Here is an 18,072-nt window from a genome sequence, read left to right as displayed (position 1 = left end):
CCTCTGGCTGTCTTGGTGGTCTGATTACTCAGCCGCTTCGGCGTAGTCTTCCAGCGGCGGGCAGGTACAGATCAGGTTGCGGTCGCCATGCACATTGTCGACGCGGTTGACCGGCGGCCAGTATTTGTCGACGCGGAAGGCGCCGGGCGGGAAGCAACCCTGCTCGCGGCTGTAGGGACGGTCACCCCATTCCACGACCAGATCTTCGACCGTGTGCGGCGCGTTCTTAAGTGGGTTGTTGGCGCGGTCCATGCGGCCTTCTTCAATCTCGCGGATTTCCTCGCGGATCGCCAGCATGGCATCGCAGAAGCGGTCGAGCTCGGCCTTGGTCTCGCTCTCCGTCGGCTCCACCATTAACGTGCCCGCCACCGGCCAAGACATCGTCGGCGCGTGGAAGCCGCAGTCGACCAGACGTTTGGCGACGTCTTCGTTGGTCACGCCTGCCGTTTCCTCATAGGGGCGCACGTCGATGATGCACTCATGCGCCACCCGTCCGCTCGGCCCTTTGTAGAGCACGTCGTAAGCCCCTTCGAGACGCTTGGCGATGTAGTTGGCGTTCAGGATCGCAACCCGCGTCGCCTGTGTCAGCCCGTCGCCGCCCATCATCAGGCAGTAGGACCAAGAGATCGGCAACAGCGAAGGCGAACCGTAGGGCGCCGCCGAGACCGCCGCGCCATCTTCATTCGGGTGGCCCGGCAGATGCGGGATCAAATGCGCTTTCACACCGATCGGCCCCATGCCGGGGCCGCCGCCGCCATGCGGGATGCAGAAGGTCTTGTGCAGGTTCAGGTGGCTCACGTCGCCGCCCAGATCGCCGGGGCGCGAGAGCCCCACCATGGCGTTCATATTGGCCCCGTCGATATAGACCTGACCGCCGTGGTCGTGAGTGATCTTGGTGACCTCATGCACGGTTTCCTCAAACACGCCGTGGGTCGAGGGATAGGTGATCATGCAACCGGCGAGGTTCTCACTGTGCTGCTCGGCCTTGGCACGGAAATCATCAAGGTCGATGTCACCATTGGAAGCGGTCTTAATCACCACAACCTTCCAGCCGACCATCTGCGCCGATGCCGGGTTGGTGCCATGCGCGCTCATCGGGATGAGGCAGATGTTGCGGTGCCCCTGCCCCTGTTCGCGGTGGTAAGCGGCGATGGAGAGCAGACCCGCATATTCCCCCTGCGCGCCAGAGTTCGGCTGCATAGAGATCGCGTCATAGCCGGTGATCTCGCAGAGCTTGTCGCTGAGATCGTCGATCATCTCCTTATAGCCAAGCGCCTGATCAGCAGGCACGAAGGGGTGGATCAGCGAAAACTCCCGCCATGTCACCGGCATCATTTCCGCCGCTGAGTTCAGCTTCATGGTGCAAGACCCCAGCGGGATCATCGCCCGGTCCAGTGCCAGATCGCGGTCGGCCAAGCGGCGCATATAGCGCATCATCTCGGTCTCGGCCCGGTTCATGTGGAAGATCGGGTGGGTCAGATACTTGCTCGTCCGCACCATGGCATCGGGCAAACGATACTCTGGCGTGAAGTTGTCATCGGCCTGACGGATGCCAAAGGCGCGCCAGACCGCTTCGATGGTGTCCGGGCGGGTGCGTTCATCTAGCGAAATACCAACGCGGGTCTCGCCCACGCGGCGCAGGTTGATGCCCTCGTCCACAGCGGATTTCATCACCGCGGCCTGCAAGGGGCCGACATCGACGGTGATCGTGTCGAAATAGACCTTTGGGTCGACCTTAAAGCCCGCGTCCTCCAACCCTTTCGCCAGACGCACAGTCTTGCGGTGGATGCGCTGCGCGATGGCTTTCAGGCCTTCCGGGCCATGGAACACGGCGTACATTGACGCCATGACCGCCAAGAGCGCCTGTGCGGTACAGACGTTCGAGGTCGCCTTCTCACGCCGAATGTGCTGCTCGCGGGTCTGCAGGGACAGACGGTAGGCGCGGTTGCCATGAGCGTCGATGGAGACGCCGACAATCCGCCCCGGCATCGCGCGTTTCATAGAATCGCGGCAGGCCATATAGGCCGCGTGCGGGCCACCGTAGCCTTCGGGCACGCCAAAGCGCTGTGTGCTGCCCACGGCAATGTCCGCGCCCATCGCGCCCGGTTCTTTCAACAGGGTCAGGGCCAGCGGGTCAGCGGTAACGATGCCTACCGCCTTGGCGTCATGCAGAGCTGTCATGTGATCGGTGAAGTCGCGCACATGGCCATAGGTGCCGGGGTATTGGAAGATCGCGCCAAAGACCTTGTCGGCCTCCATCTTGTCGGGATCGCCGATGATGATTTCAATGCCCAACGGTTCAGCGCGGGTTTTCATCACGGCGATGTTCTGCGGATGGCAGTCGCGGTCCACAAAGAAAGCCTTGGCTTTCGACTTGGCCAAACGCAGCGCCATCGTCATCGCTTCGGCACAGGCGGTGGCCTCATCGAGCAACGAGGCATTGGCAACCTCAAGCCCGGTCAGATCGCTGACCATGGTCTGGAAGTTCAACAGCGCCTCAAGACGGCCCTGCGAAATTTCGGGCTGGTAAGGTGTATAGGCCGTGTACCAGGCGGGGTTTTCAAGGATGTTGCGCTGGATCGCAGGCGGGGTGACGGTGCCGTGATACCCCTGCCCAATCAAACTGGTGAGCACCTTGTTCTTGCCCGCGATCGTGCGCATATGCTCCAGCACTTCGCGCTCGCTCATCGCCTTACCAAAATCAAGCGGCTCCTTGGCGCGGATCGCCTTGGGCAGCGTGTCGTCGATCAACGCATCAAGGCTTTCGGCGCCCACAGTGTCGAGCATCTGCGACATTTCGGAAGGGGACGGGCCAATGTGACGCCGGTTGGCGAAATCATAGGGCAAATAATCGGTGGGCTTAAAGCTCATGTCGGGTTCCTCGTCACGGCGCAGCAGCGGCGCCCCCTTGTTTACAAGCGCCGCCCAGGGGGGCGACGCAATCGGTCGGTTCGCGGTGCCGGACACGCCGACACCAAGGCCATTCAGCCGATGAATTTCTGATAGGTCGCTTCGTCCATGAAGTCGTCCATCTGGCTGGCGTCGGTGAACTTCAGCTTGAAGAACCACGCCTCGCCCTGCGGATCATCATTCACCATGCTGGGGTTGTCGGTGAGCGTGCTGTTCACCTCGGTGATCTCACCATCGATGGGGGCAAGGATGTCTGACGCCGCCTTGACGGATTCGATCACGACCACTTCGTCATCCTTGCTGACGGTGGTGCCTTCGTCGGGCAGTTCCACGAATACGACATCGCCCAACTGCTCTGCGGCGTGCGTGGTGATGCCCACGACCACTTCGTCACCCTCGACGCGCAGCCATTCATGTTCTTCGGTAAATTTCATCTTAATCATCCCTGTGTAGGTTCAGCGTTTGACGTTCGCCGCAACGAACGGCATTTTCGTGACAGTCAGTGGCAAGCGCTTGCCGCGTACCTCGCCCCAAAGCGGCGTATCGACCTTCGCATGCTCGGCGGTGACATAGCCCATGGCAACCGGGCCGCCAACCGTCGGACCAAAGCCGCCGGAGGTCACTTTGCCCACTTCATTGCCGCCTTCAGCCGCATCATAGATCGCCACCCCTTCGCGCATCGGTGCGCGACCCTCGGGCAATAGACCCACCCGCTTGCGCACGGCGCCATCGGCAAGCTGTTGCAGCACGACACCCGCGCCGGGGAAGCCGCCGGCCCGTTCTCCGTCTTCGCGCCGCACCTTCTGGATGGCCCAGTTCAGCCCCGCCTCGACCGGTGTGGTGGTGGTGTCGATGTCATGGCCATAGAGACACAGACCGCTTTCCAGCCGCAAACTGTCGCGCGCGCCAAGACCGATCGGCGCGACTTCATCCATCGCCAACAACCGGCGCGCCAGCGTCTCCGCATCATCATTGGCGACCGAGATTTCATACCCATCTTCGCCGGTATAGCCAGAGCGCGAGATCGTGGCTTGGACCCCATCAAGATCGACGTCCTGCGCCACATCCATGAATTTCATATCCGCAACGGCGGGCTGCAACTTCGCCAAAACGGCTTCGGCCTGTGGCCCCTGCAACGCGAGCAACGCGCGATCTTCCAGCACTTCGATCGCGCAACTGTCCGACAGCGCTTCTTTCATCAGCGCGATGTCGTCATCCTTACAGCCTGCATTGACCACGACGAAAATGTGATCACCCATATTCGCCAGCATCAGATCGTCCAAGATACCGCCCGTGGTATCGGTAAACATGGCATAGCGCTGGCGCATCTCGCCCAAGCCCAGAACATCGACCGGCACCAGCCGCTCCAACGCCAAGGCCGCATCTTCGTAGCTGCCAGATTTCGCCCGCAGCACGACCTGCCCCATATGGCTCACATCGAACAACCCGGCGGCAGCGCGAGTGTGCAGATGTTCCTTCATCACGCCAAGGGGGTATTGCACGGGCATGGAATAGCCCGCAAAGGGCACCATCTTGGCCCCCAGTTCCACATGCAAATCATGCAATGCCGTCTGCTTGAGATCGCTCATCCGGTTCGCCTTTCCTGTCGCTTCCGGATGACCTTATGACCACGCCGGCACCTTAGCGCCGCTATCGCCGCGCATGATGCCCCCTCTGTCCTTCCGCCTGAGATCGTTATCCCTTCGGCGTGCGCATCCGCGCCTCTCTCCAGAGTCTTTGGTCACGTCACGGTCCTGGGGCCTGAGAGTTTCCGGGGCGGTTGCTCCTTCGGCATCGGTGTTAACCGATTCTCCCGTGACGATTGGCCCTTTCGTATGCTGCGGCATACCTCTGCGTCAAGCATGGTTGTGGGCCGATGCGACACATGTTTTGGTAGCGGCAACACGGCAATCGGAAAGCACCCCTGATGACCCCCTATTTCTTTGGCTACGGCAGCCTCGTGAACCGCAACACCCACAGCTACCCCGACGCCCGCCCGGCGCAGCTTGACGGCTGGCGGCGCCAATGGGTGCGCACCGAAGGGCGCGATATCGTCTACCTTTCCGTGGTGCAGGACCCGGCAACCCGCATCGACGGTCTGATCGCCGCCGTGCCGGGTGCCGATTGGGCCGCACTTGACCAACGCGAATACAGCTACGAACGCCACGCCTCAGGCGGCGCAGTGGTGCATGATCTGGTCCCCGCGCCCGACATCGCGCACTACGCCATCCCGCCGGAAATCGCGGTCAACGATGGCGATCATGTCATCCTGCTGAGCTATCTCGACGTGGTGGTCCAAGGTTTCCTGCGCGAATTCGGCACAGATGGCGCGGCGCGTTTCTTCGACACGACAGACGGCTGGGACACCCCCATCCTTGACGACCGCGCAGCCCCCCTCTACCCCCGCCACCAGACGCTGACGGATGAGGAAACCGCGGTGGTCGACCACCACATAAACCGCTTATCGGCGCGCGTGAAACAACGCCATGAGGCGGCCTTCGCGGCCAAAAATTTCTGACCGCACCCCGGGCCTGCCGCCCCGCGCAATCGTGCGCCGCGCCAGCACCCAAGCCACGCTGCCAAACACAACCCCGGCGGCAAACTGCCCGATCAAGACGCCGGGGGCGCCAAACAGAACCGAACCGAGCCAAACAAGCGGAATGAGCGCCACCGCATTGCGCCCCCAATTGGTAAAGGTCGACAGGAAGGGCCGCCCCATGTTGTTGAAGGTGGCATTGGCCACAAACATCACACCGGGAAAGAAAAACGCCAGCGCCAGCGGCCCGCAAAACAGATAGATCAACTCGCGGGTGACCCCCTCCGCCTCAAACAGCGCCGCAATCATTTCGCGCATGAAATAAAGCGCAGTCGACACCACAACGATCACCACGGCAACAAAAACCACCGCCGCATCAAAGCCGCGCCGCACCCGGTGCAAATCCCCCGCCCCAAAGTTCTGCCCGATGATCGGCCCCACAGCCCCCGACAGCGCGAAAATCACGCCAAATGCCACCGGCATCATCCGCGTCACGATCGCCATGCCGGCCACTGCCGCTTCGCCATAGCCCGCCATCGCGCGGGTGACATAGGCTTGCCCCACAGGCGTGGCGATCTGTGCAAGAATGGCGGGAAAAGCGATTGACAGCACCGGCCCAAGATCCCGCGCCATCCCCGCCAAACGCGGCGCCGCCACCCCGCCGTGATGCCGAAACAGCGGCCACATTGCCATGCCCGCGATCACCACCCGCGCGATGGACGACGCAATCGCCGCGCCCGTCAGTTCCAGATCCAACCCAAAAATCAGGATCGGGTCCAACACTGCATTCACCACCCCGCCAGAAATCGTGGCAAACATCGCCCGCCGCGCATCCCCATGCGCCCGCAGCACCGCCCCGCCCATCATCCCAAGGATCAAAAACGGCACCGACGGCACAACGATCTGCAAAAACAACACCGCCTGCTGCGCTGTCTCCCCCGTGGCGCCCAAGAGCCCCACCAACAGGGGCAGCGCCAACCAAATCGCTACCGAAAATATCAGCCCAAAGACCGCGCCATAGCTCAACGCATGGGTGGTCCGCTCCCGCGCCAGCGCGTCATCCCCCTGCCCAAGCGCCCGTGCCACCAGCGCGCCCGCAGCGATGCTTAGCCCAATGCCAAAAGAAGTCGTGAAAAACAGGATCGCCCCGGCATAGCCAACAGCCGCCGCCAGCTCAGACTTGCCCAGCATGGCGATAAAAATCATATCGACGAAATCGACCAGAAACACCGCCATTAGTCCGACCGAAGAGGTCAGCGACATCACCGCAACATGGCGAAACAGATTGCCCCTCAGAAATGTCGCCCGCGCACCCGATGCCATCCGCCGCCTCCCCATGATCCCCAGCCCTACCCGCAACCCCCGCCAGCGTTCCGGCACATAGGATCACAATCGCTACAACACCGCGAAACCACAAGCCGCACAGCAAAAAGGAGAGCGCCACCGCCCTCCCCTTTTCATCCTTTTAAAAATACCCGCGGGGGTCCGGGGGCAGCGCCCCCGGTCCGACAGACGGATCTAGCCGCGTGCTTTGATATTTTGCAGCAACGGCATGACCTGCGCCATCTCCGGCCCGTGATCCTGACCGGTCAGCGCCAGACGCAAAGGCCGGAACAGCCCCCGACCCTTGCGGCCTGTTGCTTCTTTCACCTGCGCGGTCCAACTGCCCCATGTGGTCTCATCAAAAGGCATCTCGGGCAGCAGCAGCATCGCTTGAGCCACAAACTCGCGGTCTTCCTCGGCAATGACCGGCTCGGCGCCATCGCGGAACATGACCCACCACGCATCAAGGTCTTTGAGCGTCGAGATATTCTCGCGCGTCACTGCCCAGAACTGCGCGGCTTTTTCCTCTGGCACGCCCATCGCGATGATGTCGTCCTTCACCGCCTCAAGCGGCAGTTGTTGCAGATAGCGCCCGGTCAGCGGGAAGAGGTCCTGCACATCGAATTTCGTCGGGGCAGAGCCAAAGCGGTTGATGTCAAACCCCTCAACCAATGCCGCCATATCGGTGCGCAGTTCCACCGGGTCCGACGACCCCAGCCGCGCCATCAGGCTTAAAAGCGCAAAGGGCTGCACCCCCTGCTCACGCAGATCGCGCAGCGCCAGTGTGCCAAGACGTTTGCTCAGCGCTTCGCCCTGCGGGCCGGTGAGCAGCGAATGGTGCGCAAAGGACGGCACCGCGCCATTGCCCAACGCCTGCATGATCTGGATCTGCGTGGCAGTGTTCGTCACATGGTCCGAGCCGCGCACCACATGGGTCACGCCCATTTCGGTGTCATCCACCACGCTTGCCAGCGTATAAAGGATCTGCCCGTCGCCGCGAATGAGCACCGGGTCACTGACCGAGGCCGCGTCGATGGAGATATCGCCCAGAATACCGTCGTCCCATTCGATCCGCTCATGGTCCAACTTGAACCGCCACACCCCGTCACCCCGTTCAGCACGCAGAGCGTCTTTCTCGGAATCGCTGAGGTTCAGCGCCGCGCGGTCGTAAACTGGCGGCTTTCCCATGTTGAGCTGCTTCTTGCGTTTCAGGTCCAGTTCCGTCGGCGTCTCAAACGCCTCATAGAACCGCCCCTTGGCCCGTAGATCGTCAGCAGCGGCGTGGTAGCGGTCCAGCCGTTCGGATTGACGCTCAACCCGGTCCCATTCCAAGCCCAACCATTCAAGGTCTTGCTTGATCCCGTCGACATATTCTTCCTTGCTGCGCTCGGGATCAGTGTCGTCGATGCGCAGGATAAATGTCCCGCCCGCCTTGCGCGCGATAAGGTAGTTCATCAGCGCGGTGCGCAGGTTGCCCACGTGAATATAGCCAGTGGGGGACGGGGCGAAACGGGTGACGGTGGGGTTGGACATCGGGCGTACTCCTGTTGCGCGCGGGCTTGCCACAGGGCGCGGGCGTTGTCCAGTAAAGGCGGGGGTGGGAGCCCGACGGTTCACGTTGGCTGGACGGGCCAGTGGCTTTGCAGATTGGCCAACCCTGCACGGATAAGCTCGGCCAGAACATTGAGGTCTGCATCGGCCAGTTTGTTCAGATAGAGGCAAGACTTGCCGATCCGATGTTTGCCCAAACGAGACAGGATCGCAGAGAAGTCCGCATATCCCGGCATAATATAGATCGACAGTTTCGCCTTGCGCGGGGCAAAGCCGGTGGCAAGCGACGTGCCGGAATGGCCCGAGGCATAGGTGTAGTCATAAGTCCCGTAGCCAAGGATGCCGCCAGAGTAGAGCCGGGGGGCAAAGCCCGTAACCTGCTGAAAAAGCTGATCAAGCGTTGCCGCTTCGTGAAAACGCCGTTCCGGTGTGACCTGTTCTAAGAAAGCCACCACCTCGCTCGGCGCCACCCCAGACACGGCGTCACCCCCCGTCGGCTGCGGTGCTGGGCGGTGGGGTTTCCTCAGCTGTCACATCTTCGGCGGGCGCAGCCGCTTCAGGCGTTTCTTCGTCAGCAGGTGCCTCATCTGCAGGCAATGGCTCGGCCGGCGCCTCGGCCTCAGTCTCCCCTTCTGGCGCGGCCTCGGGCGTCCCATCGCTCAACGCGCCATTCTGCCAATTGCCTGAGGCTTCCTCGCCGCTGGCATAGCGCATGGTGCCGGTGCCTTGGCGTTTGCCAGCCTTGAATGTTCCCTCATAAACATCGCCATTGGCATAGGTAGCCACGCCTTCGCCCTCAATCTCGCCCTCGGTCCATTCGCCCTCATAGACAAAGCCGCTGGCCATGGTGATCTTACCTTGCCCGTGCCGCTGCCCATTGCGGAATTCGCCTTCATAGACCGTGCCATCGGGATAGGTCGCCTTGCCCTGCCCATGCCGCTGGCCGTCTTTCCAGCCGCCTTCATAGCGATAACCATCGGCATAGGTCATCACCCCTTGGCCGTGGTTGCGGGCGTCTTTGAACTCGCCCTCATAGACCACACCATTGGTATAGGTGGCCACACCCTCGCCCTCAATCACGCCAGCCACCCATTCGCCTTCATAGGTGGAGCCGTCGGGATAGGTGATCTTGCCGGTACCATCCGCCAGATCATCGCGGAAGGTGCCGACATAGACCGACCCATCAGGGTAAGTCACTTGTCCCTCGCCCTCGATCTGCCCGGCGACCCAAGAGCCGGTGTAGACATAGCCATCGGTGCCGGTGAAGGTGCCTTGCCCATCGCGGCGGTCGTCTTTGAAGTCGCCTTCATAGACATCACCGTTTTCATAGGTGACCTTGCCCTTGCCCTCGCGACGTCCGGCAACCAGTGTGCCTTCGTAAACATCGCCATTAGGCTGGGTCAGCGTGCCGGTGCCGTCGATCTGGCCGTCTTTCCACCGACCGACATAGACCAGCCCATCCGGCATGGTCAGCGTGCCTTCGCCACTGCGCTTGCCGCCTTCGATCTCGCCTTCATAGACCGCGCCATCTGGATAGGTGATCGTGCCAACACCCTGTTTGACGCCATCGACCCAATCGCCCTTGTACTCATAGCCGCCCGGGCTTTGCATCACGCCCTTGCCGTGATGTTTGGCATTGCGAAAGCCACCCTCATAACGCACGCCATTGGCATAGGTCGCCACACCCTGCCCCATTATTGCACCGGCTTCCCATTCGCCCTCATAGGTGCCGCCGTCGGCAAAGGTGATCTTGCCCAGACCATCCGGCTTTCCCTTGGCGAAATTGCCTTCATAGACCGAGCCATTGGGAAAGCGTGCCACGCCTTCGCCCTTGATCTCGCCCTCGACCCATTCGCCGGTGTATTCATAGCCATTGGGCAGTTTATAGGTGCCGGTGCCGTGCTGAAGACCGCCCTGAAAGGTGCCTTCGTAGATGCCCCCGTCGTCATATTCCTTGGTCAACACCTGCCCATCCTGCGCCCAGAGCGGCGCGGCCAGAAAGGCGATCAGACAGATGGACAGGCTGCGGTGCAACATGGGCGGTACTTCCCGATCTCGTTAAATGTCATTTCCGCAAGAGGTTAAGGCTGATGGGGGCCAGAGGCAACGGCTTTGCAGGCAGCCCATGCCGGATTCAGCCGATCCGCCTTGTCACACCCCCCATCCGGCTTGGCGCGGGGGTTTCGCTGCTGCCGCGATCTGCTACATCGCGATCACCCTCTCTTTTGCCGGAGCCTGCACATGACGGACCGTTTTCGCATCACACTGGGGCAGATGAACCCCACCGCTGGTGATCTGGCAGGCAATGCCGCCTTGGCGCGGCAGGCATGGGCGACCGGACGCACAGCGCAGGCGCAGTTGATTGCCCTGCCCGAGATGTTTCTGACCGGTAACGTGGGCGGCCTGCTGCGCAGCCCTGCATTTCTGCGCGATGCCTATGCGCAGCTTGAAACACTGGCACGGGACTGCGCCGACGGTCCTGCGCTTGCCATCGGTGCGCCGTGGCAGGAGGGTGAGAAGCTATATAACGCCTATCTCATCCTTCAAGACGGGCGTATCACCCAGCGGGTGCTGAAACACCGGCTCGCTGCCGATGAAGTCGCGCTGTTCGACGCCGGTCCGATCTCCGGCCCCTATGTGGTCGAGGGGTTGCGGCTCGGCAGTCCGATTGGCGCGGATCTTGCTGAGGCCGATGTGGCCGAAACGTTGGAAGAAACCGGCGCGGAGGTGCTGCTTTCTCCCCATGCCTCCCCCTATCGGCGCGGCATATTGGACCTGCGGTTCAATCACACCGTTGCGCGGGTGATCGAAACCGGGCTGCCGCTGATCTACCTCAACCAGATCGGCGCAGAGGGGCGGGACGTCTGCGATGGCGCTTCCTTTGCGCTGAACCCCGGCGGGGCATTGACGCAGCAACTGCCCGCTTTCGAAGTGGCTGTGACACATGTCGATCTCGAACGCAGTGCAGAGGGCTGGCGTGTGCTGTCGGGCGATATCGCTGTCCAAGCAGATGAAACCGAGAAAGACTACCGCGCGCTTGTGTTGGGTCTGCGCGACCATCTGCGCAAAAGCGGGCAGCGCAAGCTGTTACTGGGGCTTGAGGGGGACGCCTGCTCGGCGCTCGTGGCCGCGCTCGCTGCTGACGCGATAGGGCCGGATCAGTTGCACTGTATTCACTTCTCCGGCGCGGAAACATTTGATGCCGCGCGGGAGCAGGCCGAGTCTACCGCCACCCGCCTTGGCTGCACCTTGGACGTCGTACCCCTCGGCACGCTTCAAAGTCATGTTGGCGAGACGCTCGCGGCGCTACGAAAAGGTGCAGACATGCCAGCCGGCCCGGCCTCAGCCCTCGGCCTGCGGCGGTTTCTGCTTCAAACCCTCGCGGAGGAACGCGGCGCGGCGCTGCTCGACAGCGCTAGCAAGACCGATGTGGCCATGGGCAACCCTTCCGCGCATCTTGCGCCGATCAGCGACCTCTATGACAGTGAGGTTCTTGTGCTCAGCCAGTGGCGGAACGCGCAGCACCGTGATTGGATGAACGGCCCGGCGGGTGAGGTTGTACCCGTCGCAACCTTGGCCGACATGCCGCGCGCAGCAACCACCGACGCCATTCTCAAGCTGCTGCTGGAAAAGCACGCCACCCCCGCCGACTGTATCGCCGCCGGGTATGAAGAAGCCGTTGTTCAAAACGTAGCACAACAGGTTTTCCGCGCGGGCCGTATCCCCCGATTGGGGCTAAAACTCTCCAGTGCAAAAAACACCACCATAGCGCGCATTGCGGCCCAGAAGCGTTGGCTCGATTCATGATAACCACGCCCGTTGCGCGAAAGTTTCACATGAATCTAAACACCTGACCCTTAGCAATTTTCCGCCGACTTTCTGCGGTATATTGCCGAGTTCTCCCCTCTTTTCCCGCGTCAAAACGAAAGCGACCAAACCCCCGGAACCTTCCCGCAATGCTGGTGTTGTGGTGGCACGACGAGCAACTGGTGGCGTCGGCATCCCACCGGGGTGCAGCGCTGCGGAAAGAAAGGATATCGACATGAATATCATGAAACTCGGAATGGTCTCTGCAATCGCTCTTGGTGCCGCGGCACCGGTCTATGCGCAGACGGCTGAGGCGATCGCAGCAACAGATCTTAACGTTCGTTCGGGCCCCGGCCCACAGTATGACATTGTCGGCGTCATCCCAGGCGGCGAAGCCGCTATGGTCGATGGCTGCCTCGACAGCGCGTCCTGGTGCCAAGTCAGCTTTGACGGCACCCAAGGTTGGTCCTATTCCGACTATCTTGCCGTGGAAGTTGAAGAGCAGGCTGTGGCCCTGACCGAACGCCCCGCAAGCGTCGAAATCGGCACTGTGACCTATGAAGATCCCGAAGGTACTGCTAAAAATGAAACCGCAGGTGCGACTGCTGGCGCCACGCTCGGCGCACTGACCGCCGCAGCCGTTGGTGGCCCGATTGGCGGTATCGTAGCCGGTGGCATTCTGGGCGGTGCAGCAGGCTCCGCAGCAGCCGAACCGGATGAGAAAACCGTGACTTACGTCCGCGAAAACCCGGTTGAGACCGTGTATCTGGATGGCGAAGTGGTCGTTGGCGCAGGCATCCCGACAACTGTCGAGACCTATGAAGTGCCAGAGTCCGAGTACCGCTATGTCAACATCAACGGCGCGACCGTTCTGGTGGACAACGAGACGAACCTGATCGTTGACGTTGTACGCTAAACGACGCAGCTAGCATTCAAGACGGCCCGGAGAGCAATCTCCGGGCCTTTTTCATGCAGTGTTTCCTGCTGCGGGGTTGGGCGAAAAAGCATAAGCTGCCCACAACAATGCAGGAGCCCCCCCATGATCGCCGTTATCTTTGAAGTCTTCCCAGACCCCAATCACCGTGACGCGTATCTTGATATCGCCGCCGAAATGCGCCCGCTGTTGGAAGAGGTTGACGGTTTTATCTCGGTCGAACGGTTCCAAAGCCTGACCAATCCTGACAAGTTGCTGTCTCTGTCCTTCTTTCGTGACGAAGAAGCGGTGCAGACGTGGCGCAGCCTGACCGCCCATCGCGGCGCGCAAAAGGCAGGGCGGGCGGGCATATTTACTGACTACCACCTGCGCATCGCTCATGTGATCCGCGACTACGGTATGTTTGACCGCACTGAGGCGCCGCAGGACAGTCAGGAAGCTCACCCGCCAAAAGACGCCTGACCGCTTTAAACGACCTCTTTCGCGTCCAATCGGCTGAGCCAGGCATTTGCGTCCCGCAACACGGTTTCGCGCCGTTCGGCGTCCATTCGGTCCCATGCGGCATAGATGTTCTTCATGCGCATGTTGCCTTGGAAGCGGTCGCGATGCCGGTCGAGAAAATGCCAGTACAGCAGGTTGAACGGACAGGCCTTCTCGCCCGTCTTAGCCGTCACACTATAGGCGCAGGTTTTACAGTAATCCGACATGCGGTTAATGTACGCGCCCGAGGAAACATAGGGCTTTGATGCGATCACACCGCCGTCCGCGAATTGGCTCATGCCCACGGTATTTGGTGCTTCGACCCATTCATAGGCATCGGCATAAACCTCCAGATACCACTCATGAACCTGATGCGGGTCGACCCCGGCGAGCAGGGCGAAATTGCCCGTGACCATCAACCGTTGGATGTGATGGGCATAGGCGTATTTCTGGGTCTGCGCGACTGTTTGGCTGATGCAGTTCATATGCGTGGCCGCCCCCCAATAGAACGCGGGCAGATCCCTGTCATGGCGCAGCGCGTTGCGGGTCGTATAGTCCGGCCCTTCGAGATAATAGATACCGCGCACATATTCGCGCCAGCCGAGGATTTGTCGGATGAACCCTTCGGCCGCGTTGATCGGCACGTCACCGTCCTGCCAAGCCTTCTCCGCCGCGCGGCAAACCTCCATCGGGCTTAGCAGGCCAAGGTTCATGTAAGGCGAGATCAGCGCGTGAAAGAGATAGGGTTGGTCCTGCATCATCGCGTCTTGGTAATCGCCAAAACGCGGCAGGGCGTGGGTGACGAAATGCGCCAACACTTGCAACGCCTCATCCCGCGTGGTCGCCAAATCAAAGGGCATCAAGTCACCAAAGTTTTCGCCATAGCGCTCGGCCACAAGGTCCAACACAGCCTGTGTTTCTGCATCTGGGGCAAAGCTGATGGGGGCGGGAAATTCCAGACCCTCTTTCGGCGGTTTGCGGTTGTCGTGGTCAAAATTCCACTTACCACCTGCGGGGGCGTCGCCCTCCATCAGCAGCCCGGTTTCGCGGCGCATCTCGCGGTAGAAATACTCCATCCGCAACGCCTTGCGTCCCTTCGCCCAATCCTCAAACCGTTTGCGGCTGGCGATAAAGCGATCATCCGGCAAAAGATATGTCGGGATCGGGGCGTGGGTGAGGCTCTCCACCAATCGCCATTCGCCGGGTTCGGTCGCGATCACTTCACCGGCGCCTGTTTCCTGCGCACGCCGCAGCAATTCACCCACGATGGAGCCTGCGTTTTCGGGATCATCGAGCGGGGTGTAGCGCACCGACCAGCCCTCAGCCTCCAACGCACGGGCAAATTTGCGCATGGCGGCAAAGACCAGCGCGATTTTCTTGGGGTGATGCCGAACATATTCAGCCTCTTGTGCCACTTCGGCCATGACGACCACATCGCGGGCCTTATCACCCTCACGCAACGCAGAAAGGTGCGCGGAAAGTTGATCGCCTAAGACGAGAATAAGCCGGCTCACCACGGCACCACCTTTCCAGCCCAATCGTAAAAGTTGCCGCTGTCTTCCGGCGTCAAACTGTCCATCACCTTGAGCAAATTCTGCGCCGCGTCTGCCGGCGGAACGGCAGGATGGCGACCAAGATATTTCTCGGTAAAGGCGGTTTCGACCGTGCCGGGGTGCAGCGCCACGCAGATACTTTGCGTGTGGCTGCGGCTTAGCTCAATCGCGGCGGTATGGACGATCTGGTTCACCGCCGCCTTGGCGCTGCGGTAGCTGATCCAGCCTCCCAATCGGTTATCGCCAATCGAGCCAACCCGCGCTGAGAGAACGGCAAAGACCGCCCGCCTGTCGCGTGGCAGAAGCTTTCCCGCATGGCGCAGGATCAGTGCAGGGCCGACCGCATTTAGTGCGAATTGATCCATCATTGCCTTTTGGCTTATGGAGCGGATCGACTTTTCCGGTGCCGCCCCGTCGATCTCCAAAGCACCAGTGGCGACGATCACGCGGTCGAATGGACCGTCAATCCTCTGCATCACTTCGGCGACGGAGGCCTCATCCGTTACATCCAGCCCATCAGCGCTGCGCGACAGCGCGACCACATCATCGCCACGCGCCCTGTAAGCCGCCGTCAGCGCCGCGCCAATTCCGCCGCTTGCGCCGATCACAAGCACCCGCGTGCTCATGCGCCTTCACTTTGCTGTTTCACTGCTATCTGCTGCATCTGTGCTCCCTTGCTCACAAGGAGATAGGCGGCGCTGACGCAGGGGCAAACAAAACCCGCAAGACCCCCTTTTCATTTGAAAAGACGGGCGTATAACTACCCCTATGACACAGGCCGTCCATATCCCGACCCTGCCGCGCGATTGCGCGGGCCTGCTGCGCGCCAACTTGCTGCTCCTAATTCGCCTCTGAGCGTGCCCTTCGGCGCGCCCGCTCAGAGGGATGTGTTGCGCGCCAAGGAGACCAGCAAAGAAAGAACCCAGGATGACCGATATGACGAAACAGGACCGTGTACTGATTTTTGACACCACCTTGCGGGATGGCGAACAATCCCCCGGGGCGACGATGACCCATGCCGAGAAGCTGGAGATCGCGCAGCTTTTGGATGAGATGGGGGTCGACATTATCGAAGCGGGCTTTCCCATCGCTTCGGAAGGTGACTTTAACGCGGTGAGCGAGATTGCGCGCCAAAGCCAGAACGCTGTGATCTGTGGCCTCGCCCGCGCGCAGTTGGGCGATATCGACCGCTGCTGGGAGGCCGTAAAACACGCCCGCCAGCCGCGCATTCACACCTTCATCGGCACCTCGCCCCTGCACCGTGCCATTCCGAACCTCACGCAAGACGAAATGGCCGACCGCATCCATGAGACTGTGACCCATGCGCGCAACCTTTGTGACAATGTGCAATGGTCGCCGATGGACGCCACGCGGACCGAGCTTGATTACCTCTACCGCGTTGTTGAAATCGCCATCAAAGCCGGGGCCACCACGATCAATATTCCCGACACCGTGGGCTATACCGCGCCGCGCGAAAGCGCCGATCTGATCGCCAAGCTGCTGGAGAATGTGCCCGGCGCGGATGAGATCATCTTTGCCACTCACTGCCACAACGATCTGGGCATGGCGACGGCCAACTCGCTCGCCGCGGTCGAAGCGGGCGCGCGTCAGGTGGAGTGCACGATCAACGGTCTGGGTGAACGCGCTGGCAATACCGCGCTTGAAGAGGTCGTCATGGCGCTCAAAGTGCGCAACGACATCATGCCCTATGAGACGCGTATCGACAGCACCAAGATCATGAACATCTCGCGCCGGGTGGCGACGGTGTCGGGCTTTGCGGTGCAGTTCAACAAGGCAATTGTCGGCAAGAATGCCTTTGCCCATGAGAGCGGCATCCACCAAGACGGGATGCTCAAGAACGCCGAAACCTTCGAGATCATGCGCCCGGAAGATGTCGGCCTCACTGAGACCAATATCGTCATGGGCAAACATTCGGGCCGTGCGGCGCTGCGCTCCAAGTTGGAAGACCTCGGGTTTGAGCTGGGGGACAATCAGCTCAAGGATGTCTTTGTCCGGTTCAAGGAATTGGCGGATCGTAAGAAAGAAATCTACGAAGATGACCTCATCGCGCTGATGCGCACGGCGACCGACCCCGAAGAAGACCGCATCCGCCTGAAGTCGCTGAAAGTGGTTTGCGGCACCGAAGGCCCGCAGAGTGCGGATATGGTGCTTGAAGTGGACGGTGCAGAGCAGTCGACAAGTCAGACCGGCGATGGCCCGGTTGACGCGGCGTTCAACTGCATCAAGGCGCTGGTGCCGCATACGGCACGGTTGCAGCTCTATCAGGTCCATGCGGTGACCGAAGGCACCGACGCGCAGGCGACGGTGTCTGTACGGATGGAGGAAGAGGGTCGCATCGTGACCGGGCAATCCGCCGATACCGATACGGTTGTGGCAAGCGTGCGGGCCTATGTCCACGCGCTCAACCGCCTGCTGGTGCGGCGCGAGAAGGGCGGCACGGATAAGCGTGAGATTAACTATAAAGACGTGAGTTGAGCGACGGGGCGGGGGGTAAGACGCCGCCCTTTTTGTTTATGCTAAGGGTTGCCCCCTGACCGGTTTTTGCGGCTGACCCTGCCTCGCTTCTAAACCATTAGACTGAGGGCCATCATCTGCCTGCGGGTCGGCAATGTAACGTGCTTTGATACCGCTCTATGGCTCAACCGTGATGTTCCTTCGCGAGGTTACGCCCAGCCGCATCAAATCGCCTACCCACCACACCAGAGGTGCGAAAATATTAAATGGCATGCGTTTGGCGTAACGGGCGGGCAGTCGTTTGCCCGGCGCCCGCGGCTTAAATCCCGCCCCGGTGGCACGGAAAACCGTCGGGAAAGACGGTCCGCCCCCCTTTGCCTAGCTACCTGCGGGCTTGCGACACTAAAAGCCGTAAAGAACGAGGGCAAGCGTCTGCCCGTGGGTCGGCGATGCGACCTGCGTCGATACCACTTTATGGCTCAGCCGTGATGTGCGCTCGCGAG

At 61.1% G+C, this 18,072-nt stretch carries 14 protein-coding genes and 1 riboswitch; of the genes, 5 read left to right on the top strand and 9 right to left on the bottom strand.

Annotation, left to right across the window (positions count from 1 at the left end):
• Positions 1 to 24 precede the first annotated feature (24 nt).
• From gcvP to gcvT, 3 genes are all read right to left on the bottom strand, one after another.
• The gene (gene gcvP / locus HTT03_RS13885; protein WP_174860391.1) at positions 25 to 2,871 is read right to left on the bottom strand and encodes an aminomethyl-transferring glycine dehydrogenase; all 2,847 of its coding nucleotides are present in this window, start codon (positions 2,869 to 2,871) and stop codon (positions 25 to 27) included.
• A gap of 113 nt (positions 2,872 to 2,984) precedes the next feature.
• Complete coding sequence (gene gcvH / locus HTT03_RS13880) at positions 2,985 to 3,344, bottom strand: glycine cleavage system protein GcvH (protein ID WP_174860390.1); 360 nt, start codon at positions 3,342 to 3,344, stop codon at positions 2,985 to 2,987.
• A gap of 21 nt (positions 3,345 to 3,365) precedes the next feature.
• Positions 3,366 to 4,499 (bottom strand): glycine cleavage system aminomethyltransferase GcvT, encoded by a 1,134-nt coding sequence (gene gcvT, locus HTT03_RS13875; protein ID WP_174860389.1) that lies wholly within the window; start codon positions 4,497 to 4,499, stop codon positions 3,366 to 3,368.
• A 150-nt stretch (positions 4,500 to 4,649) separates the two neighbouring features.
• A riboswitch (glycine riboswitch) is annotated at positions 4,650 to 4,736 on the bottom strand.
• A 101-nt stretch (positions 4,737 to 4,837) separates the two neighbouring features.
• Here gcvT and HTT03_RS13870 point away from each other — a divergent pair.
• Positions 4,838 to 5,428: a gamma-glutamylcyclotransferase family protein gene (locus HTT03_RS13870; RefSeq protein WP_174860388.1), complete on the top strand. Its 591-nt coding sequence runs from the start codon at positions 4,838 to 4,840 to the stop codon at positions 5,426 to 5,428.
• Here HTT03_RS13870 and HTT03_RS13865 read toward each other — a convergent pair.
• The 4 genes from HTT03_RS13865 to HTT03_RS13850 all read right to left on the bottom strand — a co-directional run bounded on the left by HTT03_RS13865 (position 5,372) and on the right by HTT03_RS13850 (position 10,357).
• On the bottom strand, positions 5,372 to 6,769 hold the full coding sequence (locus HTT03_RS13865; protein ID WP_174860387.1) for an MATE family efflux transporter: 1,398 nt from the start codon (positions 6,767 to 6,769) through the stop codon (positions 5,372 to 5,374). The two genes, HTT03_RS13870 and HTT03_RS13865, sit on opposite strands and share 57 nt — an antisense overlap.
• A 195-nt stretch (positions 6,770 to 6,964) precedes the next feature.
• On the bottom strand, positions 6,965 to 8,302 hold the full coding sequence (gene gltX / locus HTT03_RS13860) for a glutamate--tRNA ligase (RefSeq protein ID WP_174860386.1): 1,338 nt from the start codon (positions 8,300 to 8,302) through the stop codon (positions 6,965 to 6,967).
• Positions 8,303 to 8,382: 80 nt separating this feature from the next.
• A complete protein-coding gene (locus HTT03_RS13855) occupies positions 8,383 to 8,799 on the bottom strand; it encodes a DUF1801 domain-containing protein (protein WP_174860385.1) in 417 nt (138 codons plus the stop codon).
• Between the two features lie 4 nt (positions 8,800 to 8,803).
• Positions 8,804 to 10,357 carry an MORN repeat-containing protein gene (locus HTT03_RS13850; RefSeq protein WP_174860384.1) on the bottom strand — a complete coding sequence of 518 codons (1,554 nt, stop codon included), beginning with the start codon at positions 10,355 to 10,357 and terminating at the stop codon, positions 8,804 to 8,806.
• Positions 10,358 to 10,561: 204 nt separating this feature from the next.
• Between HTT03_RS13850 and HTT03_RS13845 the strand changes: the two genes are divergently transcribed.
• From HTT03_RS13845 to HTT03_RS13835, 3 genes are all read left to right on the top strand, one after another.
• Positions 10,562 to 12,127: a nitrilase-related carbon-nitrogen hydrolase gene (locus tag HTT03_RS13845; protein ID WP_174860383.1), complete on the top strand. Its 1,566-nt coding sequence runs from the start codon at positions 10,562 to 10,564 to the stop codon at positions 12,125 to 12,127.
• A gap of 235 nt (positions 12,128 to 12,362) precedes the next feature.
• Positions 12,363 to 13,043: a DUF1236 domain-containing protein gene (locus HTT03_RS13840; RefSeq protein ID WP_174860382.1), complete on the top strand. Its 681-nt coding sequence runs from the start codon at positions 12,363 to 12,365 to the stop codon at positions 13,041 to 13,043.
• 123 nt (positions 13,044 to 13,166) lie between these two features.
• Positions 13,167 to 13,523, top strand: a complete 357-nt coding sequence (locus HTT03_RS13835) for an antibiotic biosynthesis monooxygenase family protein (protein WP_174860381.1) — start codon at positions 13,167 to 13,169, stop codon at positions 13,521 to 13,523.
• A 5-nt stretch (positions 13,524 to 13,528) separates the two neighbouring features.
• Here HTT03_RS13835 and HTT03_RS13830 read toward each other — a convergent pair whose 3' ends face one another.
• On the bottom strand, positions 13,529 to 15,055 hold the full coding sequence (locus tag HTT03_RS13830) for a cryptochrome/photolyase family protein (protein WP_174860380.1): 1,527 nt from the start codon (positions 15,053 to 15,055) through the stop codon (positions 13,529 to 13,531).
• Positions 15,052 to 15,720, bottom strand: coding sequence for an SDR family NAD(P)-dependent oxidoreductase (locus HTT03_RS13825; RefSeq protein ID WP_174860379.1), 669 nt, complete (start codon positions 15,718 to 15,720; stop codon positions 15,052 to 15,054). The genes HTT03_RS13830 and HTT03_RS13825 overlap by 4 nt, the downstream gene beginning before the upstream one ends.
• A 301-nt stretch (positions 15,721 to 16,021) precedes the next feature.
• On the opposite strand from HTT03_RS13825, the gene HTT03_RS13820 reads away from it, so the two are divergent.
• Positions 16,022 to 17,590: a 2-isopropylmalate synthase gene (locus HTT03_RS13820; protein WP_174860378.1), complete on the top strand. Its 1,569-nt coding sequence runs from the start codon at positions 16,022 to 16,024 to the stop codon at positions 17,588 to 17,590.
• Positions 17,591 to 18,072: the final 482 nt, after the last annotated feature.

This window comes from Sulfitobacter maritimus (assembly GCF_013346665.1).
GTDB classification, from domain to species: Bacteria; Pseudomonadota; Alphaproteobacteria; order Rhodobacterales; family Rhodobacteraceae; genus Sulfitobacter; species Sulfitobacter maritimus.
This window is presented reverse-complemented; position numbering and strand designations above follow the sequence as displayed.

Bases quoted from the DNA above. Each gene is read 5' to 3' on its own strand.
- gcvP (WP_174860391.1), bottom strand. From the start codon at position 2,871: ATGAGCTTTAAGCCCACCGATTATTTGCCCTATGATTTCGCCAACCGG.
- gcvH (WP_174860390.1), bottom strand. From the start codon at position 3,344: ATGAAATTTACCGAAGAACATGAATGGCTGCGCGTCGAGGGTGACGAA.
- gcvT (WP_174860389.1), bottom strand. From the start codon at position 4,499: ATGAGCGATCTCAAGCAGACGGCATTGCATGATTTGCATGTGGAACTG.
- HTT03_RS13870 (WP_174860388.1), top strand. From the start codon at position 4,838: ATGACCCCCTATTTCTTTGGCTACGGCAGCCTCGTGAACCGCAACACC.
- HTT03_RS13865 (WP_174860387.1), bottom strand. From the start codon at position 6,769: ATGGCATCGGGTGCGCGGGCGACATTTCTGAGGGGCAATCTGTTTCGC.
- gltX (WP_174860386.1), bottom strand. From the start codon at position 8,302: ATGTCCAACCCCACCGTCACCCGTTTCGCCCCGTCCCCCACTGGCTAT.
- HTT03_RS13850 (WP_174860384.1), bottom strand. From the start codon at position 10,357: ATGTTGCACCGCAGCCTGTCCATCTGTCTGATCGCCTTTCTGGCCGCG.
- HTT03_RS13845 (WP_174860383.1), top strand. From the start codon at position 10,562: ATGACGGACCGTTTTCGCATCACACTGGGGCAGATGAACCCCACCGCT.
- HTT03_RS13840 (WP_174860382.1), top strand. From the start codon at position 12,363: ATGAATATCATGAAACTCGGAATGGTCTCTGCAATCGCTCTTGGTGCC.
- HTT03_RS13835 (WP_174860381.1), top strand. From the start codon at position 13,167: ATGATCGCCGTTATCTTTGAAGTCTTCCCAGACCCCAATCACCGTGAC.
- HTT03_RS13825 (WP_174860379.1), bottom strand. From the start codon at position 15,720: ATGAGCACGCGGGTGCTTGTGATCGGCGCAAGCGGCGGAATTGGCGCG.
- HTT03_RS13820 (WP_174860378.1), top strand. From the start codon at position 16,022: ATGACCGATATGACGAAACAGGACCGTGTACTGATTTTTGACACCACC.